The sequence below is a fragment of the Longispora sp. NPDC051575 genome, assembly GCF_040681875.1.
In the GTDB taxonomy this organism is placed as follows: Bacteria; Actinomycetota; Actinomycetes; order Mycobacteriales; family Micromonosporaceae; genus Longispora.
Genome location: NZ_JBFAZP010000012.1, coordinates 219,290 through 243,353 on the forward strand (window position 1 = coordinate 219,290; position 24,064 = coordinate 243,353).

At 70.0% G+C, this 24,064-nt stretch carries 22 protein-coding genes; 14 read left to right on the forward strand and 8 right to left on the reverse strand.

Features of this window, described 5'->3' with window-relative positions; all coding sequences use genetic code 11:
• Window position 1 precedes the first annotated feature (1 nt).
• The 9 genes from AB0M43_RS33675 to AB0M43_RS33715 all read left to right on the forward strand — a co-directional run bounded on the left by AB0M43_RS33675 (window position 2) and on the right by AB0M43_RS33715 (window position 7,748).
• Entirely contained in the window at window positions 2–868 is an 867-nt protein-coding gene (locus AB0M43_RS33675) for a hypothetical protein (protein ID WP_363730397.1), read from the forward strand.
• Window positions 865–3,162 (forward strand): hypothetical protein, encoded by a 2,298-nt coding sequence (locus AB0M43_RS33680; RefSeq protein WP_363730398.1) that lies wholly within the window; start codon window positions 865–867, stop codon window positions 3,160–3,162. Before AB0M43_RS33675 ends, AB0M43_RS33680 begins: the two co-directional genes overlap by 4 nt.
• Window positions 3,159–3,659, forward strand: a complete 501-nt coding sequence (locus AB0M43_RS33685) for a hypothetical protein (RefSeq protein ID WP_363730400.1) — start codon at window positions 3,159–3,161, stop codon at window positions 3,657–3,659. The genes AB0M43_RS33680 and AB0M43_RS33685 overlap by 4 nt, the downstream gene beginning before the upstream one ends.
• A gap of 126 nt (window positions 3,660–3,785) precedes the next feature.
• Complete coding sequence (locus AB0M43_RS33690; protein ID WP_363730402.1) at window positions 3,786–4,571, forward strand: peptidoglycan-binding domain-containing protein; 786 nt, start codon at window positions 3,786–3,788, stop codon at window positions 4,569–4,571.
• Window positions 4,550–5,518: a hypothetical protein gene (locus AB0M43_RS33695; protein ID WP_363730404.1), complete on the forward strand. Its 969-nt coding sequence runs from the start codon at window positions 4,550–4,552 to the stop codon at window positions 5,516–5,518. The genes AB0M43_RS33690 and AB0M43_RS33695 overlap by 22 nt, the downstream gene beginning before the upstream one ends.
• Before the next feature lie 11 nt (window positions 5,519–5,529).
• Entirely contained in the window at window positions 5,530–5,835 is a 306-nt protein-coding gene (locus tag AB0M43_RS33700; protein ID WP_363730406.1) for a hypothetical protein, read from the forward strand.
• Window positions 5,832–6,098 carry a holin gene (locus AB0M43_RS33705; RefSeq protein ID WP_363730408.1) on the forward strand — a complete coding sequence of 89 codons (267 nt, stop codon included), beginning with the start codon at window positions 5,832–5,834 and terminating at the stop codon, window positions 6,096–6,098. Before AB0M43_RS33700 ends, AB0M43_RS33705 begins: the two co-directional genes overlap by 4 nt.
• Before the next feature lie 185 nt (window positions 6,099–6,283).
• Complete coding sequence (locus tag AB0M43_RS33710) at window positions 6,284–7,123, forward strand: hypothetical protein (protein WP_363730410.1); 840 nt, start codon at window positions 6,284–6,286, stop codon at window positions 7,121–7,123.
• A 46-nt stretch (window positions 7,124–7,169) separates the two neighbouring features.
• A complete protein-coding gene (locus tag AB0M43_RS33715) occupies window positions 7,170–7,748 on the forward strand; it encodes a hypothetical protein (RefSeq protein WP_363730413.1) in 579 nt (192 codons plus the stop codon).
• 58 nt (window positions 7,749–7,806) lie between these two features.
• Here the strand turns inward: AB0M43_RS33715 and AB0M43_RS33720 are convergent, their stop codons facing one another.
• On the reverse strand, window positions 7,807–8,898 hold the full coding sequence (locus AB0M43_RS33720; protein WP_363730415.1) for a helix-turn-helix transcriptional regulator: 1,092 nt from the start codon (window positions 8,896–8,898) through the stop codon (window positions 7,807–7,809).
• A gap of 574 nt (window positions 8,899–9,472) precedes the next feature.
• Here AB0M43_RS33720 and AB0M43_RS33725 point away from each other — a divergent pair.
• From AB0M43_RS33725 to AB0M43_RS33745, 5 genes are all read left to right on the forward strand, one after another.
• On the forward strand, window positions 9,473–9,757 hold the full coding sequence (locus AB0M43_RS33725; RefSeq protein ID WP_363730417.1) for a hypothetical protein: 285 nt from the start codon (window positions 9,473–9,475) through the stop codon (window positions 9,755–9,757).
• Window positions 9,758–10,238: 481 nt separating this feature from the next.
• On the forward strand, window positions 10,239–11,045 hold the full coding sequence (locus AB0M43_RS33730) for a hypothetical protein (protein WP_363730419.1): 807 nt from the start codon (window positions 10,239–10,241) through the stop codon (window positions 11,043–11,045).
• Window positions 11,026–12,498 (forward strand): radical SAM protein, encoded by a 1,473-nt coding sequence (locus AB0M43_RS33735; protein ID WP_363730421.1) that lies wholly within the window; start codon window positions 11,026–11,028, stop codon window positions 12,496–12,498. Before AB0M43_RS33730 ends, AB0M43_RS33735 begins: the two co-directional genes overlap by 20 nt.
• Window positions 12,495–13,178, forward strand: coding sequence for a dTMP kinase (tmk, locus tag AB0M43_RS33740; RefSeq protein ID WP_363730424.1), 684 nt, complete (start codon window positions 12,495–12,497; stop codon window positions 13,176–13,178). The genes AB0M43_RS33735 and tmk overlap by 4 nt, the downstream gene beginning before the upstream one ends.
• On the forward strand, window positions 13,175–13,615 hold the full coding sequence (locus AB0M43_RS33745; RefSeq protein ID WP_363730427.1) for an NUDIX domain-containing protein: 441 nt from the start codon (window positions 13,175–13,177) through the stop codon (window positions 13,613–13,615). The genes tmk and AB0M43_RS33745 overlap by 4 nt, the downstream gene beginning before the upstream one ends.
• Here the strand turns inward: AB0M43_RS33745 and AB0M43_RS33750 are convergent.
• From AB0M43_RS33750 to AB0M43_RS33780, 7 genes are all read right to left on the reverse strand, one after another.
• Complete coding sequence (locus AB0M43_RS33750) at window positions 13,552–14,685, reverse strand: AfsR/SARP family transcriptional regulator (RefSeq protein WP_363730430.1); 1,134 nt, start codon at window positions 14,683–14,685, stop codon at window positions 13,552–13,554. The genes AB0M43_RS33745 and AB0M43_RS33750 overlap by 64 nt on opposite strands.
• A gap of 46 nt (window positions 14,686–14,731) precedes the next feature.
• Complete coding sequence (locus AB0M43_RS33755; protein ID WP_363730433.1) at window positions 14,732–17,728, reverse strand: BTAD domain-containing putative transcriptional regulator; 2,997 nt, start codon at window positions 17,726–17,728, stop codon at window positions 14,732–14,734.
• Window positions 17,729–17,816: 88 nt separating this feature from the next.
• Window positions 17,817–18,848 (reverse strand): dipeptide ABC transporter ATP-binding protein, encoded by a 1,032-nt coding sequence (locus tag AB0M43_RS33760; protein ID WP_363730438.1) that lies wholly within the window; start codon window positions 18,846–18,848, stop codon window positions 17,817–17,819.
• Window positions 18,845–19,888: an ABC transporter ATP-binding protein gene (locus AB0M43_RS33765; RefSeq protein ID WP_363730441.1), complete on the reverse strand. Its 1,044-nt coding sequence runs from the start codon at window positions 19,886–19,888 to the stop codon at window positions 18,845–18,847. The genes AB0M43_RS33760 and AB0M43_RS33765 overlap by 4 nt, the downstream gene beginning before the upstream one ends.
• A 14-nt stretch (window positions 19,889–19,902) precedes the next feature.
• Window positions 19,903–20,895: an ABC transporter permease gene (locus tag AB0M43_RS33770; protein ID WP_363730443.1), complete on the reverse strand. Its 993-nt coding sequence runs from the start codon at window positions 20,893–20,895 to the stop codon at window positions 19,903–19,905.
• 154 nt (window positions 20,896–21,049) lie between these two features.
• Window positions 21,050–22,801 (reverse strand): ABC transporter substrate-binding protein, encoded by a 1,752-nt coding sequence (locus AB0M43_RS33775; protein WP_363730445.1) that lies wholly within the window; start codon window positions 22,799–22,801, stop codon window positions 21,050–21,052.
• An 84-nt stretch (window positions 22,802–22,885) separates the two neighbouring features.
• Window positions 22,886–23,926: an ABC transporter permease gene (locus AB0M43_RS33780; protein WP_363730447.1), complete on the reverse strand. Its 1,041-nt coding sequence runs from the start codon at window positions 23,924–23,926 to the stop codon at window positions 22,886–22,888.
• Between the last annotated feature and the right edge of the window lie 138 nt (window positions 23,927–24,064).

Below are 24,064 nucleotides of genomic sequence, written 5' to 3' on the forward strand. Positions count from 1 at the left end.
CGTGCCGTTGTACCTCGGTCAGCTCGGCGCCCTGGTCGCACTTCCGGACCCGGCGCCGGGCCTGGGCGCCACCCTTGCCCGCCCGCACGGCGAACACGTGACCCTGAGCGGTGGGCGCGCTGTCGACTTCGCCGGCCCCGGGCGGCGCACGTACACGCTGTCGTGGGAGGCGCTCACCGACGACGAGTACGCCGCACTGGAAGCGTTCTACAGCGGCGCGTGGGGGCCGGGTCCGTGGCTGATGCTGCCGACGGACGCCGCATGGAACTACCTAACTCCGCAGCAGGCCAGCGGCACGGACATGCTCGGCAACACCGACGGGTTCGGCGGACCGGCCGTGATGGCGTCGAGCACCGACTACGCCGCTACCGGGTTCCGGTCGCTGGCCTGGTCGCTGGCCACCAACCCCGTCGGCGACGACAACCTCGTCGTGTGGGTGCAGCACAACCTATCCGGGTTGCCCGTCGTGCCGGGGGTGCCGCTCACGTGGTCGGCGCAGATCCGCGCCGCCGCCCCGGTCACCGTTTCCATGTCGATCGGGTGGGGCGACGCCCAGGACCACGCGCTACCCGGGGCGCCGTCCGGTACCCCGGTCGTCGCTGGCCCCGGCTGGCGGACGGTCACCGTGACCGCGACGCCGCCGGCCGCCGCCGCGCTGGCGTACCTGTCCCTCGACGTGGCCCCGGCGTCGGTCACCGCGCCGACAGTCCTGTACGTCGACGCGCTGCGCGCCGACCTGGGCGCCGCCCGCGCCGGCTGGCTGCCGGGCCGGGGCGTCCCGCTCGTGTCCCTGGTCGAGCTGACCCAGACCTACCGGTGGTCCGACGCGATCGACTGCACCGCAACGTTTCTGGAGGTGGGCGCGTGATCCCCGTCTCGCCCGAGCTGGCCGCCGCCATCGAGGCGCCGCAGCGCCGGCCCCGCGTCCGCCTGTCGGTGGACTGGGACGCCAACGGACACGGCGGCGACGACAGCCTCGACGACGTGTCGGCACAGACCGGCGCCGTGACCATCGACCGGGCGCTCGCCGGGGAACTACCCGACGAAGTGTCGTTCGTCGAGGGGACCGCCGCCGCAGCGCTGTCCGCAGACCTCACGACCGGTGATCCGTCCAGCGAGGCCACGCACGCCGCATGGTGGTTCAGCCGCACCAACTACGACGGGCCGCTCGCAGGGAAAGAGCCCCTCGGCCGCGAGATCTTCGCCGACGTCGGGTTCGATACCGCCGCCGGCCCGCAGTACGTACGGCGCTTCACCGGCCGCACCCGCAGTCTGTCGGTATCGGCGCGCGGACGTTCGGCCCGCCTCGCCGCCCTCGACTACCGCGAACGCTTCCGCGAAGTGGTGCAGCTCCCCGGGGTCATGGCCCCGGCGGTAGGGCTTAACGCGTCGTGGTTGCTGTCGTACGTCCTGCACGCCGCCGACGTGCCGCCGTCGCCCCCGGCCCGCACCGATGGCACCACCCGTCTGTGGATGACCGGGCACGGTTCGCCGCAGCCTGCCGTGTCCGGCGACATCGCCCTCACGCGCCGCCGGACGTCCGGCCCGTATTCGAGTCTGGAGAACAGCTACGGCACCGGCCCGTTCTACCTGGCGCCGGCCCTGTCGTACTTCGACGACACGTCGAGTGACTCGATCAGTGGCTTGGTGCGGTACAAGGGCGACCGCGACGCCGACGGGCACGTGACCGGGTTCGGCCGGTACCGCCTTGAGTTCTGGTACAAGTCGCCATTCTGGGTCCACACACCGGTTCAGCCGATGGGCTTCACGCTCATCGACAGCGGCCCGCCGACCGGCGACCACGGGCTACCAGCAAACGTGTTCGTCGGCGTCGACACACAGCGCCGCCTGCGGTACACCCGCACCACCACCGACGCGCCGGTCGTGGTCGTCGCCGACGCGATCGGCCCCACCATCCCCGGGTCGGGGTGGCACTTCCTCGGCATCGACATCGACTTCACGACTGACGTGGTTCGGTTCAAGGTCGACGCGCAACCGGTCGTCACCGTCACGACCGCCGCGACCCCGAACACCGCCGTCTACCCCGGCGTCAACACCATGTTGGCCTACGCCCCGTTCGCCGATCTGCAAGTCACCACCGACCTGCCCACTAACGCGCCGTGGCTCAACGAACTACCGTTCACGCCCGCCGCGATCCTCGACAAGTCGACGTTGGAACTGGACGCCGTGACCGAGCGAGGCGCCCGGGAGGCGTGGGGACTCATCAAGGAGATTGCCGCCGCCGAGCAGGCAATCGTGTCCTTCGACGAGCTGGGCGTATTCCGCTACCAGACCCGGGGCCGCTTGCAGCTCCCCGGCGCAGGGACCGTCAAGCGGACCCTCACCGCGCAAACCTCGATCACCGATCTCGACGGCGACACCTCGGTCGACCGGGTCCGCAACATCATCAGCGCCAGTTACACACCGGTCGTCATGGACGTCGTCGCCGGTTGGATGTGGAACACCCGCGACCTGTACACCGTGCCCGCCAACGGCCGGTTGGACCTGTGGGTATCACCCGACCGGCCACTCGCCGAGGTTCGCACATCTGGTCTGGTGGCTGTTGGTGGACCGATGACCGGCGGTACCCGAGTGAGCCTGGCGCGCAACCCCGATGGAACGAGCCCGATCGACGGGACCGGCTTCATCATCAACGTCACGTACTGGGACGTGGGCTCGTTCAAGTTCACCATCATCAACAACAACCCGTGGCCCGCGTACACCGCCAACACCTACAGCGCGCCCACGATGGCCGTGTCTGGCCGTGGCCCGCGCATCGACCGGGCTGTCAGCGTGCGCGCCCGCGACGACGACTCGGTCGCCACGTTCGGGCCGCAGCCGTTCGACGCGCCCGGCAACCAATGGGTGCAGAGGCGCGAGGCCGCCGACCAGCTCGCCGCCGCGCTCGTGGCTGATCTCGCCGTGCCGCACCTGGCCGTGACGGGGCTGTCGATCATCGGCGACCCCCGGCTACAGCTCGGCGACCTGGTGCGCCTCATCGACCGTGACGGCATCGCCCTCGACGGCGAGTACTGGCTCACTGCGATCCGCGACCAGCTCGACGACCGGGGATACACCCAGACTATCGCCGCCCGCCGCGCCCCTCAGATCCTGCGATGGGGCGAGGGGCGTTGGGGCATCCACTCATGGGGGCAACCGTGACCACCTTCCCCGAGCAGTTCGTCGGCCAGGTCGCCGACCCCGAGTTCATCAACAACCTCACCGACGAAGTGACCCGCCTCGGCACCTACGTCACGTCCGCCTATGCGACGTGGAAGCCCTTCACGCCGACCCTGACCGCGACACCGACCAGCCCGAACCTGGGCGCCGGGGCGAGCCTTACGGGCCGCTACCGGATGGCTGGAAGCCTCCTCACGGCCGAGTACACGATCGTGTGGGGAAGCTCCGGCATCTCGGTCGGCAGCGGCATCTACCGCCTGTCCCTGCCTCGCCCGCCCGCGTTCGGCGTCAAGGCGCTGGGCGTGCTCTGGGTGTCGCACCCGTCGACCCTGGCGCAACAGGCCGGGGTGTGCCGCATCGTCGGTACCGGGCTGGAAATGATCGCCCTCGACAAGGTGCTCTCTCACGCGCTGCCGTGGACCTGGGCCGCTGGCGACCAGATCGGCGCCGCGATCACCTACGAGAACGAGGCCATCTAAGCGCCCGGAAAGAAACGTGCCCGGCACCCACGGGGGAAGGTGCCGGACACCCCTCGACCGTACCCGCGCCGCGACCAGCTCGTCGCGTGTGCTCCCTCACCATGCCCACACCCCGGAGGTACCAGCGTGGCCACCATTCCCACCCCGAACATGCAGAAGTTCGCCGCCGACTTTGAGCGCGCGATCGACACCGCCGAGGGCCGCAACGACGCCGCGACGTTCAGCGGCATCGTCGGCGACGTCGCGCACCGCCGCGAGGGCGGATACCACATCAGCCGTGAGGACCAGCCCAACCCGGGCAACTACTCGGTGCAGCTCGGCCCAGACCGTGAGGGCGCCTCGAACTGGGCGTCGGCCGTAGACATGTCGATGATGCAGCGCGACATGTGGCTCGTCACGGCCCGGCTACTCGCCTCGGCCAAGGACCCGAACGACCCCCGCCTCGACAGCGTGAGGGAGTTTTACGGCACCCTCGACGGCCGCACGGTGACCGGCTGGGACTGCTACAACGGCCGTCCGTCGAGTTCGGACTCGTCGCACCTGTGGCACGTGCACATCTCGTTCCTGCGGAAGTACGCCAACGACGCCGCCGCCATGGCCGCCGTGCTGTCGGTCATCGTCGGGCAGCCGTCCCCGGGCGGCGGCACCCCGACCCCGCCGACCCCGAGCTACCCGGCGTGGCCCGGCCGAGAGATCAGCTACACCCCGGGCCGCCCGCAGATGAACGGCGGCGACGTGCGCACCTGGCAGCAGCGCATGGCGGCGCGCGGCTGGTCGATCGGCGTCGACGGCTGGTACGGGCCGCAGTCCGCCAGCGTCGCCCGGCAGTTTCAGGCCGAGAAGGGTCTCACCGTCGACGGGATCGTCGGCCCGAACACGTGGGCGGCGGCGTGGACCGCGCCCGTCACGTAGACACCCGGGGTCGGCGCGGCGCCCTGGTGGCCACCGTCGCCGGGGCGCTGGCCGCCGCCGCGCTGCTCGCCGTCACCGTGGCCGCGCCGACCCCGGCGCCGCCGCCGGTTGCCTCCCTGCTGCTGTACCCGCCGACCCCGGCGCCCGCGCCGACCAGCCCGTCGCCGTCGCCGTGCCCGACCGTCAACGGGTTCGACTGCACCTGGGCGGCGCGGCTGGCGACCGCGACGGCGCTGGTGGACGCCGCGCCCGGACAGCTCGGCGTGATCCTGATCGACCGGGCGACCGGGGCAAGGTTCACCGCCGGGGCGACGGGCACGGCGACGTGGGCCGGGTCGACGGTCAAACTCGGCATGGCCGCGCTGGTGCTCGACACCTCCGGCGGCCCCGACGGGCTGGCTCCGGCGGACCGGGTCGACCTGGCCGCCATGCTCGCCGTGTCCGACGACGACGCCGCCTCGCGCGTCTGGGAACGGCACGGCGGGCGCGCGATGCTCGGCGAGCTGCGCGCCCGGTACGGCATGTCGGGGCTGGCCATCTCCGGCAGTAACGGGAACTGGGGCGCCATGACGTGCACGCCGGGAGACCTGGCCGCGCTCATGGTGCACGTGCTCGACCGGGCGGCGCCGGCCGTGCGCGACTACCTCGTCGACGCCATGCGCCACGTCGGCGACATCCAGCGTTGGGGCGTCTGGGCAGCCGGCCCCGCCCTGGCCCCGGGCGTCAAAAACAGTTGGTTGGAAAACCCCTACGGCGGCGCCGCGCACTGGAACACGTCCACCATCGGGTTCGCCGGCCCGGCCGAGCGCTGGGTCGTCGCCGTCATGTACCAGATGCCCGCCGGCACCGACGGGAGTCTCGCCCTGGGCGTGCACACCGTCAGTGACCTCGTCGCCGTGCTGCTCGGCGCACCCACCCCGGCGCCCGTCACCGTCCGCCCCACCTAACCGGAGTTCCTGTGTCTGTCGCCGAGCTGCTCGTCGCCCTGGTCGGCACGGGCACCGTCACCACGCTCGTCGGCACCCTCGTCGGGCACCTCGCCGGCCGCCGCCGGGCCGCCGCCGACATCGCCCTCGTGTACGCCGAGCGAGACAAGATCGGCGCCGAAACCGCCCAGCTCGTCGCCGACGCCGCCGGCACCGTCGTCGCCGAGCTGCGCGCCGAGATCGTCCGACTCGCCGTCGAGCTGTCCGCCGCCCGCGTCGAAATCGCCACCCTCCGCGCCGAGCTGTCGGCGCACACCTACCGGAAGGACACCCCTTGACCTACCTCACCACCCGCGCGTTCTGGACCGCCACGGCCGAGCGCGCCCTCAAGACGTTCGCTCAGACCCTGATCGCCGCGCTCACCCTGGGCGCCGTCGCCGGAACCATCGGCGTCGACGTCCTGTCGGTGGACTGGGCGACCGCGCTGTCGCTGTCCGCCGGGGCGACACTGCTGTCGGTGCTCACCTCGGTCGCCTCCGGGCCGATCGGGGCGCCCGGCTCGCCGAGCCTGACCCGCACGCCCACCGACCCCACCGACTGACCCCCGCTCCACTCTCGACGCCCCGCTCGCGTACCCCTCACCGGGTGCGCGGGCGGGGCCTTTTCCGTGTCCTGGCCAGGTTTTTAAGTGCACCGCCAGTCTAGGATTTGCGTTCTATTCAAGTAGAGCTTATTGTCAACTTGCACAGAACGAAGCGAGCGAGACACCTACCCAGGAGGCACCCAGTGACCAGCACCCCGACCCGCACCACCGCCAAGGGCCACAACCTCAACAACGGCGACACGCTGCTGTGGTTCGGCCGCAACGACAAGCGCGCCTACGCCGAGGGCATCCTCGTCACCATCACCAAGAACCAGATGGGGTGCGAGTTCCGCGACGCCGACGGCAAGCTCGTCGAGTACGGCTCGTGCGGCGTGGCCGGCAAGTTCTGGGCCGCCCCGGCCCCGGTCGTCGAGGACGCGCCCGCCGAGCTGGTCGAGGCGCCCGTCGACCTGGGCGACGCTGGCACCGACATCCGGGTCGGCGACACCCTGCTCATCCCCGCCGCCGCCGACCTGGGCGCCCGCCGCGCCGACACCACGATCCGCGTGACCAAGGTCGACGCCGGCCCCTGCTGGGCGGGCCGCCGGTTCGTCTACGGCTACCGGCTCAACCGCGACGGCAGCGACCGCAAGGGGCAGACCGCGCCGACCTGCTTCTACGTCACCGCCGCCCGGGTGCGCGTCACCGCCCGCCCCGCCCCGGTCGGCGTCGAGGTCACCGACGCCGCGCCCGAGCAGCCCGTCGAGCAGCCTGTCGCCGAGCTGGTCGAGCGGGGCCGGTGCGCACACTGTGGCCTGCCGATCGCCCGGCGCACCCACCGGCCCGGCTGCGCCTGGGTGCACGACAGCGACGACTACGCCGGCCGAGGCTGCCCCGGCGGCGCCGACACCGAGGCGACCCCCGACGCCGTCACCGCCGCCGACCGGTACCTCGCCGAGCTGCTCGCCAGCATGAGCCCCGACGCCGCCCGGGGCCGCGTCCGTGAGCGCATCCGGGCCGGACTCGCCCGCCGCGCCGCCTGACCGTCCGCCACCCCAACCGCCCCGACGCCCCTGAGGACACGCCGCCATGTTCAGCACCGATGCCCCCGCCCTGCTGCGCAAGCTCGCCATGCTCGCCACCGTCGTCATCGCGTTCTGGGGCGAGTACCAGCTCGCCGCCGCCGCCGGGTTCCCCTGGTACGTGGCCGTGTTCTACCCGCTGGGCCTCGACTGCTTCCTCTGGCTGATGCTGATCAACGACGACCGGCGCGGCATCGCCTGGGGGCTGGGCCTGGCGCTGGCCTCCCAAGAGATCGCCCACCTGATCCACGCGAACTGGTCGAGCCCCGTCAACGTGGGTGTCACCGCGTTCGTCTCCGCCGCCATGCCCCTCGTCGCCTGGCGGATGCACCAGCACACCGAACCGACCGCCGCCGCCCCGGCCGAGCCCGTCGAGCAGCCCGTCGACGCCGCCGACCCGGACGCCGCCGCCCTGCTCGCCCTGGCCGCCGCGCTCCCGCCCAAAGGCCAGCGCCGCCGCGACCAGACCGTCGCCACCGTCGCCCGCATCCGCGCCGCGCTCCCGCACATGCCCGAGGTCACCATCGCCGACGCCCTCGGCATCAGCCCCGCGTACGTCCGCCGGGTCGCGCCCCGCGCCGCGTAGACCAGACACAGAGACGCCGCCGAGCTGCTGCCCGGCGGCGTCTCGCGCATCGTGGTATCTAGCGCTGTGCGCCCGACGCCTCGACCTCGTCCATGATCAGGTGAAGGGTCGGGTTGTGCTGGGCCACCGGGAGGGCGTTGAGCGCCTCTCTCGCGTACTTGACGCCGCCGCGTAGGTCGCCAGACCGGGCCATGAGTAGCCCGCGCTGTACGTCGATCTGAGTGACGTAGCGAGGCATGTTCGCCGGGAGCGCCGCCGCCGCCCAGTCCTGGGCCGTCACAGCGCGCTCGTTGCCGAGCAACGACAGGACCCGCGACTCACTCAGCGCGTAACGCCAGTCCGGCATCTCGTGATCGGCCCCGACTCCGGTGGTCCCCACCTGGTCGAACAGTCGCCGGGCCTGGGCGAGCAGCGAAAGCGCCTCGGCCTCGTTCCGTTCGCTGGCGGCGACCAGGGCGAGCGCGATGAACGAGTCGAGCCGGGCGACGGTCGGACGATCCGACAGGCCAAGCGCCTCGTTGGCGAGCCTGGCCGCTACCACTTGGTTGCCCCGGCTCTTGCCGTCGCCGGGCTGGGACATGCACAGCGCGGCCCGCCCTCGCGTGATCACTCGCGTTGCAGTGTCCTGCGACTTGTCGGCAGCACCGACGCCGAGCGCGTACCACCCTCGCGCGTCCTTGCCGTTCTGCGCCGCGCGGGGCGCCTGGTTGCCGAGGAGCGTGAGCATGGTCGCGGAGACCGCCCATATGCCGGTTGGCATCTTGAATAGATCGGTTGCGACGCGCTGTGTAAACGCGTCGCCGCCCATCGTCATCCGGGCAGTGCTGAGCTGCTCGGCCCTGCCGTGCCAGTAGTCGATGCCGTTGCCGTCCTCTTCGAGAGCGGCTGTGTAGCTGGCGTGTACCACGTCTGGGAGCGCCAGCGGTATCACCGCCCCGGCGACGAGTGCCGCGAGTACGCCTCTACGCTGCATGATCTCCACCCCTAGGTGTGTTTCGTAGGCTGCGATCAGATCCTCTGACGCCTGGATTAGGCCCCGTTCGATCTTGCTCAAGTTAGAAAAGCTGGTGTGAGCCGCGACCGCCATACGTCGCAGACTCCAGCCTCGACTTTCCCGGGCCTTCCTCAGTCTCACACCCATATCTGTCATCGACGGCCTACCCGATCGAATTGGAAACACGATGACACGGCCACGGTCTTCTATGTGACGTTGTGCTTTCGCCAGACTACCGGCAGGACTTGCGGGCAGGAAGGCAGAGAACCGGCATTCCGCCAGCCCAGCGAGTCCGCCCACAGTGGTAGGAGGTGATCATGATGAGTGTCTACCTCGACGGCAAGAAGGACGACGACGAGACCACGGAGGACGGCGAGTAGCCCGCCAGCTCAGCGGGCATGTACGTGCACGGGGACTGTTCAACTGGCGGCAAGGAGACCGTGAAATGACCACGTGGTTGATCGAGACGTTTGAAGCCTCCGACGAGGGGCACGAGCACCCGCTACGCCACGAGCGCGCCTCATCCCGCCAGGAGGCACAACAAATGGTCAGGAGGTGGAGCGCGTCCGCGTCGACCCGGAAGGGTCAGTACGTGGTCACCTGCACGCCTCCGATCGACGCATCGTCACCGTGATGATCTAAGCACCACGGCGACGACGGCAGGCAGGCCGGGAGAAGACTTGTCTAGGGCCATATCCCGGCCTGCCCTGACCCCGAAGGGCTAAGAACCATGTTCAACCCAACCCCTGACCAGCGCAAGGAGCTAGGCGGCAAGATCCGCGACTTTCTCAACGAGCACCCCCCGACGGACGTGGACGCGGTGCTGTTCGTCGACGACCACGCCGCCGGGGGCTACTCGGCCGGGCCGGACGTTCCTGCTGGTTGCCGGCTGCTGGTGCGCCGAGACGAGCTGGACATGATCGCCGTGACCAACGCCGCCTACGACGTGGACAGCGAGGCGGGGCGCGACGCTCTCGTCGAGCTGGTGCTCGAACGTGCGGAGCGTCAGCCGTGACGACGATGGGGGTGACGCGCGAGTTCCCCCAAGTCTCGGCGCGTCTCGCCGCTCCGCCGACACGATGCGTGCACTGCGGTTCGGGAGCCTCTCCGATGCTGCCCGATCAGATCGCCCTGTTGCTCGTCCCGACGCGACGGCCGGAAGCTTTCGCTGTGACTGACTGCCCGATCTGGGCGGGCCGGCGGCACGTGACGCGCCCTCGGAACCACGGGCGGCGCATCGTTACCCCGTTCCGTGCCCTCGTGGCCGCCCTGCTGCTGCTGGCCGCCGTGCCCGTAGCCGTAGCCGTCTGCACGGCCGCCGGGTGGGTCCGGTGGTAGCCCGGCGGCGGCGCGGGACCTGTTCTCACGGCTAGACCACCGTCGACAGCGCCGCCCAGATCACGCCACCCCGGGTAGATGGGTCGGCGCTGACCGCTGCGAGGCTGTTTCGTGCGCGTCGAGTTGGCGTGCGCTCCATTCACCGGAAGGAACCGACGATGCCCGCTCTTATGCAGGAACACCCAGGCTGGACGGCCACACCCACCGGCTACGCCCGCGTCATGCGGTCCGGGCGCGACGTGTGGCTGTTGACCTGGCGCCAGGACGGGCCGGGCACCGTCAACACCGAGGCGGTCGGGGCCACGAGCGGCACGGCCCCGACCGTCGACGTGTTCGACCCGGCGCCCGTCCGCGACCTGTTCGGGCCGCTGGGCGCCGGGCTCGTCGAGGCGGGGCCGGTCATCAGGGTCCGCAACGTCGACCTGTGGGACGCCGTCGGCACCGCGATCAATCGGCAGGTCATCACCGCCGCCCAGGCACGCAAGACGTACGAGCTGTTCTGTTCCACCCACGGCGAGCCGGTCCCGACCTCCGACGGCGATCTGTTCCTGTTCCCGACCGCTGAGCGCGTCGCCGAGCTGCCCGACGAGGCGTTCGACCGGCTCGGGATGAAGTTCAAGCGCCCGATGCTGCGGGCCGCCGCCGCCGCGTACCTCGACCACGGCGACGCCTGGGCGCACCTGGCCCCGGACAAGCTCGCCGAGGCGCTGCTCGCCGTGCACCGCATCGGCCCGTGGACGGCCGGTGCCGCTGTAGCGGACTGGTCGCACGAGTTCGCGCTCTACCCGTACTGGGACATGGCCGTACGGCACTGGGCGCGCACCACCGCGCCCGGCATCGACTGGCCTACCTCCGACAAGCCTTTCGGTGCTCTGTGGCGCGCTGGCGCCGGGGAACACCTGTCCGTTCTTACCCTGCTCACCCTTGCCCAGGGAGGCGCACGAAGTGTTAACGGAACGACTTGACGCCGGTCTCATCTCCGGCCACACCCCCGACCGCGCCCTCGACCTGCTGCTCGTCAACGCACCCTTACGTGACTACGCGCTCCGTCCCCGCGTCAACGACTTCACGCTCCCCGTGCTTGGTATGGCCTACATCGCCACCGCCGCCGCCGGGGCCGGGTTCAACGTCGGGGTACTCGACGCCGAGGCGCACGGCCTGGGCATCGAGGCGACCGTCGACCTGATCAACCGGCACGCGCCCCGCTGGGTCGGGTTCAACCTGCTCGCCCCGACGTACGAGATCAGCGCCCGCATCGCCGACGGACTCGCCCCGACGATTCTGGTGATGGTCGGTGGGCACCAAGCCAAGGCCATGCCGACGGAGATACTCACTGACCCCCGTATGCGCCACGTCGCCGCGCTGGTTCTGGGCGAGGGCGAGTCGCGCGTCGTCGAGCTGCTGCACGATCACCGCCGCCGCGCCGAGCTACCCGGGGTCATGTGGCGCGATCCGATCCTCGCCACGATCAACAACGGCAGGGGCAGTAACGCGCACCTGGCACCGTCGATTGATGACCTGGCCTACGTCGACCGGCGGTACCTCGCCCAGGACCCATACCGGGCCGACGACGGGGAGCTAGAGGCGAACATGGTCGGCGCCCGGGGCTGCCCGTACGACTGCTCGTTCTGCGGGGCTGCCGTGAGCGCGAACCCTGACGTGTCGATCCGGGTACGCCAGCCCGCGAACATCCTCGGGGAGATGTTCCAGCTTCACGCCGCCGACGGCGTGACCCGGTTCCGGTTCGTTGACGACCTGTTCCTCGGCGCTGGTCGGGTGATCAAGGCAATGATGGCGCCGTTTGCCGCCGAGCGAGTCGGCGACTGGGCGCGCTGGGACGCCACCGGCCGTATCAACGTCCTTGACCGGCTCGACGACGCCGGGCTCGACCAGCTCGCCGCGAACGGGCTACGCGAGGTTGCCCTCGGGATCGAGTCGGGAAGCACCCGCATGTTGCAGTACATCGACAAGCGGATAGACCCCGGCATGGTCCAACGCACCGTGCGCCGCCTGGGCGAGCGCGGCATCGGGGTAAAGGGGTACTTCATCCTCGGATTCCCCGGAGAGGCCCGAACCGAGATGCTCGAAACCGTCGCCCTGGTCCACGAGCTGTGGCGGATCACCGACGGTCAGCCGGGCAACTTCCGCGCCAGCGTGTTCGAGTTCCGGCCGTACCCGGGCACCCCGGAGTGGGATCGGCTGATGAAAACCGGCAGGTACACCGCCGACCAGTTGCTCGCGTACGGCGCCGTGGACCTCACCGACGACGGGCTCGACGAGGCGATGCGGGGCCGCGACGAGTTCAACTTTTCCGTGGGCATCCGGTTCGGCGAGGCGCCCGTCGACGAGGTGCGCCGCCACATGGCCGACCTGTCCCGCGAGCAGTACGCGCGCAGCAACGGGCAGCGTGGCGCGTGATCTACAACGACGCTCCCCAACTCGGCCGCCGCTGGCGCGGGTTCTTCCTCACGCTCGACGGACCGGGCGGGGTAGGAAAGTCGACGGTCACGCTGAACCTCTGTGCGCAACTCGTCGCCATCGGCGTGCCGACCTACGCCACGACCGAGCCGTCGCACGGGTCGATAGGCGAGCTGGCCAGGCACGGCACCCACGAGTTCGGGGGGCGCGCGTTGGCGTGCCTGGTCGCCGCCGACCGACACCACCACCTGAAAACTGAGATCCGCCCCGCGCTCGACGACGGGCGCCTCGTGGTCTGCGACCGCTACCTCGCCTCGTCGCTGGTGCTGCAACGCCTCGACGAGGTGCCCGTCGAGTACGTCGAGGCGATCAACGAGGGCGCCGACCGCCCCGACCTGTCGGTAATCCTCACCGCCGACCCGGACACCATCCGCGCCAGGCTCACTGGTCGGGGCGAGAGTCACGGCCGGTTTGAGGAGGCTGACCAAGTCGAGCGGGAACTCGCCTACTACGTCGACGCCGCCGCCCGCCTTACCGCTCGGGGAGTGGACGTGATCACGCTGAACGTCGAGGGTCACAAACCCGACGAAACGGCGGCGCTGATCGGCGCGGCGATGGCCGAACGCTGGGCTAGCGTCATGACGTCGACGACAGAACACCACCAGGGGAAACACGAATGAGCACTCAGCGACACCGCACCATCATCGACCTACACGCCCTGCTGATTCGTGACGGCGAGATCCTGCTCGGCCAGCGCCAGGGCACCGGGTACGCCGACGGCCAATGGCACATGCCGTCTGGACACCTTGAGGACGGCGAGAGCGCCCTCGACGGCCTCGTACGCGAGGTGAAAGAAGAGATCGGGGTCGTACTCCAGCCCGGAGCGCTGCGACTCGTGACGACCATGCACCGGGGCGACCCGGCAGAAGAGGCCCGACTCGGCCTGTTCTTCGAGGCAACCGAGTGGGACGGCGAACCGGCGAACCTGGAACCCCACAAGTGCGCCGAGTTGCGCTGGTTCCCGCTCGACGCCCTGCCTGCCGACATGGTGCCCTACCCCCGTGCCGCCGTCGCCGCGTACATCGCCGGCCAACCGTACGCCGAGATCGGCTGGTAACAGCCACACTCCGGCCCCGTCGACACCAGCTCGGCGGGGCCGCAGCACCCAGGGTTAGCCACGATCGACCAAGCAAAACGGCGCCGTACCCCGGCCCCGCGCAACCGTCCCGACCGGTCCCGCCTCCGAAAATAATGGTGCCAGTAGCCCCCGCCCGTCTTGCCGACCCCGCCCACCCCGCCGACGGTACTGATCACCACCGCGCCCGGCTGGTCCGCCAGCCCGTCGAGGGCGTCGAGCTGGTCGTCGCGCCCCGTGAAGTTCGGCACGGCCGGCGGCAGCTGGGCGGGTCGGGCGCCCGCAGCCCGGGGCGCGGGGTCCAGCGCCGGGTCGGAGTGCGCGATCGCGCGGCGCAGGTCCCGGAGCGCCGGGGTCGGGTCCAGGCCGACGCGTTCGGCGAGTTCGCGGCGCGCGGCCTCGTACACGGCGAGGGCGTCCTGGCGGCGGCCCGCGCGGTACAGCCCGAGCATCAGGAGTTCGACGAGCCGTTCCCGGTGCGGGTACTCGGCCACCAGCGCCCGCAGTTCGTCCACGACGTCGGCGTGCTCGCCGAGGGACAGCTGGCAGTCGAGGCGCCCCTCGGTGGCGGCCAGGCGCAGCTCCTCCCACCCGGGCAGCACCTCCCGGCGGACCTGCCCGGTGGCGGCGTCGGCCAGGGGCGGCCCCTGCCAGAGGGCGAGGGCCTCGCGGAGCAGCGCGAGCCTGCCGGCCGGGTCGGGGACGGTCCGCGCCCGGTCGCACAGCACGCGGAACCGGTGGGCGTCGACCCGCTCGGGGTCGCCCTCCAGGACGTAGCCGCCGGCCCGGGTGACCAGGCGGACGCCGTACCGCTCGGCGCCGGCGGCCGCGAGTCCGGAGCGCAGCCGGGAGGCCAGCACCTGGACGGCCGCCCGGGACCGGGCCGGCGGGTGGTCGTCCCACAGCAGTTCCGTCAGTCGTCCCATGGTGACGACGCTGCCGATGTGGAGGAGCAGGACGCCGAGCAGGCAGCGTTCGCTTCTGCGTCCGCCCACGTCCGCCGGCGCGCCGTCGACGATGACCCGGACGGGGCCCAGTACCCGGAACTCCATGCGGTGAGGCTAGATCATGGTTCTCGGGACGGGCGGGCTCGCCAGGTCAGGCGTCCGCCGGTGCGGTCGCCAGCACCGCCAGCGCCCGCGCCTCGCGCAGCGGGAAATTCGCCTCCCGGGCGAGCCGGGCGGCCTCCTCGGCGGGCTCCCGGGCTGGCTGCCCCAGGCCCTGCAACGCTTCGGCCATCCCGGTCAGGGCATCGATCTCCCCGTGCCGGATGGCGTGCCTGCGGGACAGGGCGAGGGCCAGCTCGTGCCGGGTCAGCGCCTCGCGGTGCTGGCCGCGACGGTGCAGGATCGTGCCCAGCGCGACCATCGCCTGCGCCTCGGCCCGGAACTCGCCGACCTTGCGGGCCAGTTCCAGTGCCGCGTTGGCGTCCCGCCAGGCCTCCGCGAGCCGCCCCGCGTCGCGGTGTACTTCCGCCAGGCCCCGGAGCGCCTCCGCCTGGGACTCCTCGCTGCCGACCTCCCTGGCGAGTTCCAGGCACCTGGTGTGGCAGTCCACGGCGCGGTCCAGCTCGTCACGGGCGTGGTACAGCTCGCCGAGGTTCCCGAGGATGGCGGCCTCCATGAAGCGCGCCCCGGCCGCCTGCGCCAGCGGCATCGCCTCCAGCAGGTCGGCGAGCGCGTCGTCGAGCCGCCCCAGCTTCGTGTTGAGGCCGCCCCGGTTGGTGAGGTTGATCGCCGCGCCGGTCTCCCGACCGATCCGGCGGTTGATGACCAGCGCCTGGGTGTAGTACTCGACGGCGTCGGACAGCCGGCCCAGCTCGTTGGCGCTGGTGCCGAGGGTGCCCAGGGCCGCGGCCTGGTACTCGGGCCAGCCCTCCTGCCCGGCGAGGTCCAGCGCCCTGGTGCTGTGCGCGATCGCCTGCTCGTGTCGGCTGGCGCTCGCGTAGGCCAGGCCCAGGCTCTGGTTCGCGGTCGCCTGGCCCTTGGCGTCCCCGGCGGCCTCCGCGGCGGCGAGCGCTGCCTCGGCGGCGGCCATCCAGTCGACCGTGAGCCTGCGGATCCAGAAGTACCCCCGCAGCGCGTCCGCGATCCGCCATGAGGCCTCGCCCTGCCCGGATCCGGCGCCCTGCACGACCGCGTCGACCAGGTTCCGCCGTTCGAGGTCCAGCCAGGCCAGGGCCTCCACGTGGTCCGCGAAGGCGAAGTCGTCGGACGGGTCCACGGGCAGCCGCAGGTTGTGCGGGTACAACTTCGCGGCGGCGGCGTCCACCTCGTGCAGGTACCACCCCGTCAGGCGGCTCAGGGCGGGCCCGGCTTCGGAGGGGTCGACCTTGTCCCGGGCGTACAACTTGAGCAGGTCGTGCAGGGTGTAGCGGTCGTAGCCGAGCAGCTCGACCAGGTGGGCGGCCAGGAGCCGGCCGAGATGCCGCCGGGCGTCCGCCACCGTCGTGCCGGACAGGGCGGCGACCGCGTCGAGGCTGAAGTCGGGCCCCTGCACGAGGCCCAGCAGCCCGAAGGTCCGCGCGGTTCCCGGGTCCAACGCCGCATAGGACAGCTCGAACGTGGCCCGGATCGAACTCAGCTCGTCGCCGTCGACCGAGAGTGCGGTGAGCCGGTCGCCGGCCCGCAGCAGTGCGACGTAGTCCGCGACCGAGTCCGCCGGGTGGTCCGCCAGGTGCGCCGCCGCGATCCGCAGGGCGAGCGGCAGGTGTCCGCAGGCTGCCGCGAGGGCGGAGGCCGCCTCCGGTTCGGCGTCGAGCCGTCGGTGCCCCAGGATCCTGCGCAACAACGCGATGGCCTCGGAGTCGGGCAGCACATCGAGGTCCAGGCGTCGGGCGCCGTCCCGGGCGACCAGCCCGCCGAGCCTGCTGCGGCTGGTGATCAGCGCCAGGTTCCCCGCTCCGCCCGGCAGCAACGGTCGGATCTGCTCGGGGCTGTGCGCGTTGTCCAGCAGGATGAACATCCGCTTGTCGGCGATCCTGCTCCGGAACAGGCTGCTGGCCTCCTCGACATCCAGCGGAATCTGTTCGGCCGGAACCCCGAGCGCCCTCAGGAACCCGGCGAGCGCGTCCAACGGGCGGGTCGCCGGAGACGGCGAGAAGCCGTGCAGGTTGGCGTAGAGCTGGCCGTCGGGAAACCGTTCGCGCACCTGGTGGGCCCACTGGATGGCCAACGCGGTCTTGCCGACCCCGCCGACCCCGCCGATGGTGCTGATGACCACCGCCCCCGGGTTGTCGAGCAGGCGGTCCAGCCCGTCGAGCTGGTCCCGCCGGCCGGTGAAGTCCGGCACCGCCTGCGGGAGCTGGGCCGGACCGGCCGTCGGGGACTGCGGCGCGGACACTGCGAGGGTCGGGTCGGAACGCAGGATCCTGCCGTGCAGGCTCTGGAACTCCGGGCGGGGATCCAGACCGCTGTGCTCCGCGAGCGTCTGCCGGGCGGTCGCGTACACCGCGAGCGCGTCCGACTGCCGGCCCGCCCGGTACAGGCCCAGCATCAGTTGCTCCGCGAAGCGCTCCCGGAACGGGTACTCGGCCACGAGCGCGCCGAGTTCGCTCACCGCCTCCACGTGCTGGCCGAGTTCGAGCTGGGTGTCGAGGCGCAGCTCGGTGGAGTCCAGGAACAGGTCCTGGAGCGCGTGCCCGATCGACAGCTGCACGGAGTCGGTGGCCACGTCCGCGATCGGCGGTCCGTGCCACAGGGCGAGGGCGCGGCGGAGCAGGGTGAGGCGCTCGACAGGGTCCGGGACGGTCCGGGCCTGTTCGCACAGTCTGCGGAACAGGTGCGCGTCCACCCGGTCCGGGTCGCCTTCGAGCACGTAGCCGCCCGCCCGGGTGACGAGGCGCACACCGTACTCGTCCGCGTTGTTCGCCGTCAGCCAGGCCCGGAGCCGGGAAACCAGCACCTGGAGGGTGCTCCTCGACCGTTCCGGCGGGTCCTCGCCCCACAGCAGCGCGGTCAACCGCTCGGCGGTGACAGGGGTGCCGATATGGAGGAGGAACAGGCCCAGCAGACAACGTTCCATCCGCCGTCTGCCCAGATCAACGGGCTCCCCATTGATCCGGGCGCCGACCGGGCCGAGCACCTGGAACTCCATGCAGTGAGGTTAGCCGGTCGCCTCCGGGCCGAGAAACGAAAAGCCCCGGCAGCCGTCCGGCTGCCGGGGCACTCGATCTCAGGCCTGACTAGACCCGCTCGACCTCCGGGAAGTGGCACGCCGCGGCCTGGGCCGGGCCACCGACCTGGAGCAGCTGCGGCTCCTCGGTCGCGCAGATCTCCTGCGCCTTCCAGCACCGGGTGCGGAACCGGCAGCCCGAGGGCGGGTTCAGCGGGGTCGGGACGTCACCCTTGAGCAGGATGCGGCCGCTCGACGCGCCCAACCGGGTCACGTCCGGAACCGCGGAGAGCAGCGCCTTCGTGTACGGGTGCGACGGGTTCTTGTAGATGTCCTCGCGCTCGCCGACCTCGACCATCTTGCCGAGGTACATCACGCCGATCCGCTGGCAGAAGTGCCGGACGACGGCGAGGTCGTGCGCGATGAACACGAACGCCAGGTTGAACTCGCGCTGCAGGTCCCGGAGCAGGTTGATGACCTGCGCCTGGATCGACACGTCGAGGGCCGAGACCGGCTCGTCGGCGACGATGATCTTCGGGCGGAGGGCGAGGGACCGGGCGATGCCGATCCGCTGGCGCTGGCCGCCGGAGAACTCGTGCGGGTACCGGTTGTAGTGCTCCGGGTTCAGACCGACGATCTCCAGGAGCTCCTGGACCCGCTTCCTCACGCCACCGGGCGGGTTGACGTTGTTGACCTCGAGCGGCATGGCGATGATCTTGCCGACCGTGTGCCGCGGGTTCAGCGACGAGTACGGGTCCTGGAAGATGATCTGCATGTCCTGGCGCAGGGACCGCATGCCCTGGTTGCCGACCCGCGTGATGTCGCGGCCCTCGAAGGTGATCTTGCCGGAGGTCGACTCGAGGAGCCGGACCAGCATGCGGCCGGTCGTGGTCTTGCCACAGCCGGACTCACCGACGAGACCCAGGGTCTCACCCGCGTTGACGTGGAAGCTGACCCCGTCGACCGCCTTGACGACCTGCTTCGAGCCGAAGAAGCCACCGCGCACCGGGAAGTGCTTGGTCAGGTTCTCGACCTTGAGCAGCGGCTCCACCGAGGAGGCCGGGACGACGGGCGCCGGGGCGCCGTTCTCGATGGTTGTCACTTCGCCACTCCCGTGTGTGCCACGTCGCGCTGGTAGGTCTCGGCCCGCTCCTGCTCCGGCAGGTGGCAGGCCACGCTGTGACCGCGCTCCTGCACCTGGAGCAGTTGCGGGATCTCGATGTCGCACGGCTTGCCGTCACCCAGCATCGCGTACCGGCAGCGCGGGTTGAACGCGCAGCCCGACGGCAGGTTGATCAGCGACGGCGGGTTGCCCTTGATCGGGACGAGATCCTCGCCGGCGTCCCCGTACAGCGACGGCACGCTGGACAGCAGGCCCCACGTGTACGGGTGCTGCGGGCGCCGCAGAACCTGCTCGGCGGTGCCCTTCTCGACGGCGCGGCCGCCGTACATCACGAGGACGTCGTCGGCGATCTGGCTGATGACGCCCAGGTCGTGCGTGATCATGATGATCGCGGAGTTGAACTCCTTCTGCAGGTCCAGCAGCAGATCGAGGATCTGGGCCTGGACCGTCACGTCGAGCGCGGTGGTCGGCTCGTCGGCGATGATCAGGTTCGGGTCGTTCACCAGGGACATCGCGATCATGGCGCGCTGGCGCATACCGCCGGAGAACTCGTGCGGGTACTGGTCCGCGCGCTTCGCCGGCTGCGGGATACCCACCCGGTCCAGCATCTCGACGGCCCGCTTCTTCGCGTCGCTCTTGCTCACCTTGTGGTGGACCTGGTAGGCCTCCACGATCTGGTGGCCGATCGTGTAGAAGGGGTGCAGCGCCGACAGCGGGTCCTGGAAGATCATGGAGATCTGCTTGCCGCGCAGCTCGCGGAGCTTCTCCTCCTCCAGGTTGAGGATGTTGCGCCCGTCGACGAGGACCTCACCGGTCATCGCGGTCCGCTTGCGGTTGTGCAGGCCCATGATGGACAGGCTCGTCACACTCTTGCCGGAACCGGACTCGCCCACGATGCCGAGCGTCTTGCCGCGCTCGACGGAGAAGGACACGCCGTCGACGGCCTTGACGATGCCGTCTTCGGTCTTGAACTGCACTCGCAGGTCCTTGACCTGGAGGTACGGGTTCTGGTCAGCCATTGGTGTCACTCCTCTCAGGCCAGCTTGACGCGGGGGTCGATGACCGCGTACATCATGTCGACGATCACGTTGAACAGCACCACGAACACGGCGGCGAGCAGCACCGTCGCCATGACGATCGGCAGGTTGTCGTCGCCGACGGCCTTGACCGCGAGCTTGCCGATCCCTGCCATGTCGAACGTGGTCTCCGTGATCACGGCGCCGCCGAGCAGGCCACCGAGCTGCAGGCCGAAGATGGTGACGATGGAGCTGAGCGAGGCGCGCAGCGCGTGCTTGATGTTGACGTCACGCGGGGCCAGGCCCTTGGCGCGGGCGGTGCGGACGAAGTCCTCGGAGAGGATCTCGAGCATCTCGGCCCGGGAGAAACGGGCGTAGGTCGCGGCGCTCAGGAAGCCGAGGGTGATCCACGGCAACAGCATGCCCATCAACCAGCCGCCGAAGTCCTCGGCAGGGCTGACGTACACCGGTCTGGGGAGCCAGCCGAGCTGGTACACCAGGACCATCTGCAGGATCAGGCCGAGGAAGAAGATCTGGAGGGACGCGCCTGTCAGGGCGAATCCGATGGAGAACTTGTCGAGCCACCCGCCGCGTTTGAGGGCGGAGGCCACGCCCAGCCCGACGCCCAGCAGCACCGAGATCACAGCGCCGCCGATCGCGATGCTGGCCGTGATCGGCAGACCACGGGCGAGGATCGTCGACACCGGCTCGTTGCTGCGGAAGGAAACACCGAAGCACGGGGCGGGGCACTCGATCTTGTCGACGCCGCCGCCGATGGTACGGCCGGTGAAGATGCCGGTCATGTACTCGGAGTACTGGACGTGATAGGGCCGGTCAAGGCCGAGCGCCTTCGTGATCCGCTCGATCTTCGCCGCGTCACAGGCCTTGCCACCGCACATGGAGGCGGCCGGGTTGGCGGAGCCAGCGAAGAAGAGCATGAAGGTCGTCACGGAGATGACGGCGAGCGTGAGCACCGCGATCAGTGAACGCTTGATGAAATACCGCAGCATTGGGGGCCTTCCAAGGTCCTGCCCGGGCGTCCGGTCGGAGCGGAACGGGGTTGAAGCTTGGCATGCCGCGGGCGACCGGTGGAGAACTCCGGTCGCCCGCGGCGTGCGGCGCCCCCTACTCGGAGGAGACGCCGCTCGCCAGGGTCACCGTCAACTACGCCTTGACGTAGACGTTGGTGAGGTTGACCTGCGCGTAGTTGGGGCTCAGGAACGCCCCACCCAGCTTGGTGCCGATCAGGGTGTAAGCCCGCGTGTACACGGTCGGGATCAGCGGAGCGTGCTTCTCCATGATCTCCTTGTCGAGCGCGCCGTAGGCCTTGGCGGCCTTGGCACGGTCGGGCTCGAGGCGGAGGTCGGCGAGCTTCTTGTTGATGCCCGGGTCGTTGAAGTACGAGTAGTTGTTGTTGCCCTCGGCCTTGATCTGGTTACCGTCCATGAGGACGCCCAGGGTCGAGTTGTTGTCCGGGTAGTCAGCACCCCAGCCAGAGGCCATCAGGTCACAGGTCGTGTCCTTCTTGCCGATGGTGGTGTAGTAGTCCTTGCGGTCGATCGGGTTCAGCGCGATCTGGAAGAGGTTCTCCCGCTCGAGGCTGGACTTGACGATCGCAGCGGCCTTCTGACCAGCGGCCGTGTTGGCGAAGCAGTAGGACAGCTTCGGCACGGTCTTGCCCGCGAGCAGCGCCTTGGCCTTGGCGACGTCACCGTTGGGGCCGGCCTTGTAGACGTCGAAGTTCTCGTAGCCGGGAACGTTCGCCGCGGTGATCGTCGTCGAGGCGACGGCGACCTTGCTACCGCCGGCGTTCTTGATCGCCGCGTCCTTGTCGTAGCCGTAGATCAGGGCCCGACGAACGTCAACGTCAGTCACCTTGGTGGTGTTGATGTTGATGTAGTTGGCGTACGGCGTGATGCCGGACAGGACCCGCTTGGTCAGCTCCGGGTCGGCCGAGACGGTCGAGATGTTCTCCTGCGCGACGCTGGAGGTCATGGTCGCCGACGAGTCCTCACCCTGGCTCGCGATCAGACGCTGAGTCTGGGTCGCGCGGTTCGGGGTGAAGTCCACCTTGATGGTGTCCGGGTACTGGTGACGGATCGGGTCCGTCTTCGGGTCCCAGTTCGGGTTCCGCTCCAGGAGGAGGTAGTTGTCGATCTTGTATTCCTTGCGCTTGTACGGACCGGAGGAGACCCACTCCTCCTCGTACTTCGCGCCGGTGTCCTTGGCTGCCGGCACCGGGGCGGTGTTCGGGTAGACGGCCAGGGACGGGAACTCCGGGTGCGGGTCCTTGAACGTGAAGATGATCGTCTTGTCGTCCGGGGTGGTGACCCCGGGAACGCCAGCGTCACCGGTCGCCGCGTCCGGGCCCTGGTACTTGCGGTCCGGGTCGAGCGCGTTCTGGATGTACTGCGCGCCCTGCTGACCGAACGTGCCGAACGAACGGGCGATCGAGTGCTTGATGTCAGCGCTCTTGATCGGGCTACCGTCGTCGTACTTCAGGCCGTCCCGCAGGGTGTACTTCCACACCTTGCCGCCTTCGGAGCTCTCACCGGCGTTGATGGCGAGGTCACCGACGATCTTGACCGTGCCACCCTCCTCCGTCGGCTCGATGTACGACGTCAGCGTGCGGTGGAAGAGGTTCGTGCTGAAGCTCAGCGCGTCGCTCACGTAGATCTGCTGCGGGTCCAGGTGCTCGAAGTTGCCGTCCTGAAGCCACAGGACCTGGCCACCCTTGCGAGCGTCCTTGACCTCGGGCGCCGGGACCGGGGTGGTGCCCTTGAGGTCGATGAAGATCGACTGCTTCTGGTCCTTGGCGTTTTCCTCGCCCTTGCTGTTCTCGGTCTTGCTGCAACCAGCGGCGGCGAGGCCGATGGCGAGGGCGCTGATGGTCAGCACCCGTACGCGGTGTCGCACGGTATCTCCTCTCTCAGGCCCGACACTCAGGGCTCGTCCGGAGGGACCAGTCCAGGTGTGGGACGACTATGGGTGGTGCAGCCGCTACTTCGTCGACTTGGGGTCGAGCGCGTCGCGGAGGGCGTCGCCGAACAAGTTGAAGGCGAGCACCAGGATGAAGATCGAAACACCGGGGATCAGCATGTACATCGGCTCTTCGCGGTACCAGAGCACGCTGTTGTTGATCATGCGTCCCCAGTCCGGCGTCGGCTCCACCACGCCGATACCGAGGAAGGACAGGGCCGCCTCGCCGGTCACCGTCGCCGGCACCGACAGGGAGAAGGTCACCAGGATCGGGGCCCAGAGGTTCGGGAGGAGCTGGCGGAACAGGATGTGGCCGAGGCCGGCGCCCGCCGCGCGGGCCGCCTCGATGTACTCCCGCTCGCGGAGCGAGAGGACCTGGCCACGGACCAGCCGCGCGGTGCCCATCCAGCCGAAGACCGAGAAGATCACGATGATCGTCCAGATCCGGCTCCACTCGCCGACCTCGCCCTTGTCGTCGGCGAGCCACGTGTTGACGATCGGGATGGCCGCGAAGGCGAAGATCAGGAACGGGAACGCCAGCATGTAGTCGGTGAACCAGTTCAGGAAGGTGTCGACCCAGCCGCCCACGTAGGCCGCGACGATGCCGACCACGACCCCGATCACCAGGGAGATCACGGTCGCGAGGACCGAGATCAGCAGCGAGGTACGCGCGCCGAAGACCAGCTGCATGAACATGTCCCGGCCGACCTGCGGCTCCACACCCAGGATGTGGATGTGGTTGGACGGGCCGTCCGAGCTGAAGGTGATGCCGCCGAGGACGCCGAGCGGGCGGCCCTCGTCGTTCAGCAGGTTCGAGTTCAGGGTGCGCGGGCCGTAGCCGTAGATCAGTTCGATCACGTCGGCCAGGGCGGCCACGATGAAGAAGAGAAGGACAATGCCCAGCGAGAAGACACCGACCCTGTCGCGCTTGAGCCGCATCCAGGCGAGCTTGCCCGGGGATCGGCCGACGATAGCGGTCTTCTTCGCCTCGGGGGCGTCCGCCACCAGGGTCGCGCCAGCTTCGGGGGCCTGCCCCGTGCCGGTCGACTTCGTATCGCTCATGAACGTGCCTCCTCCAAGCGGGTGGGCCCGTCTCGCCCTCCCACGTCGGAAAAGTAGCGGGCGTCACGGACTTCGTGGACGCCGCGCTGCATCGTTCCGATAACAGCTCGGTCACGCGGGCCCAAATACCCGGTTGAT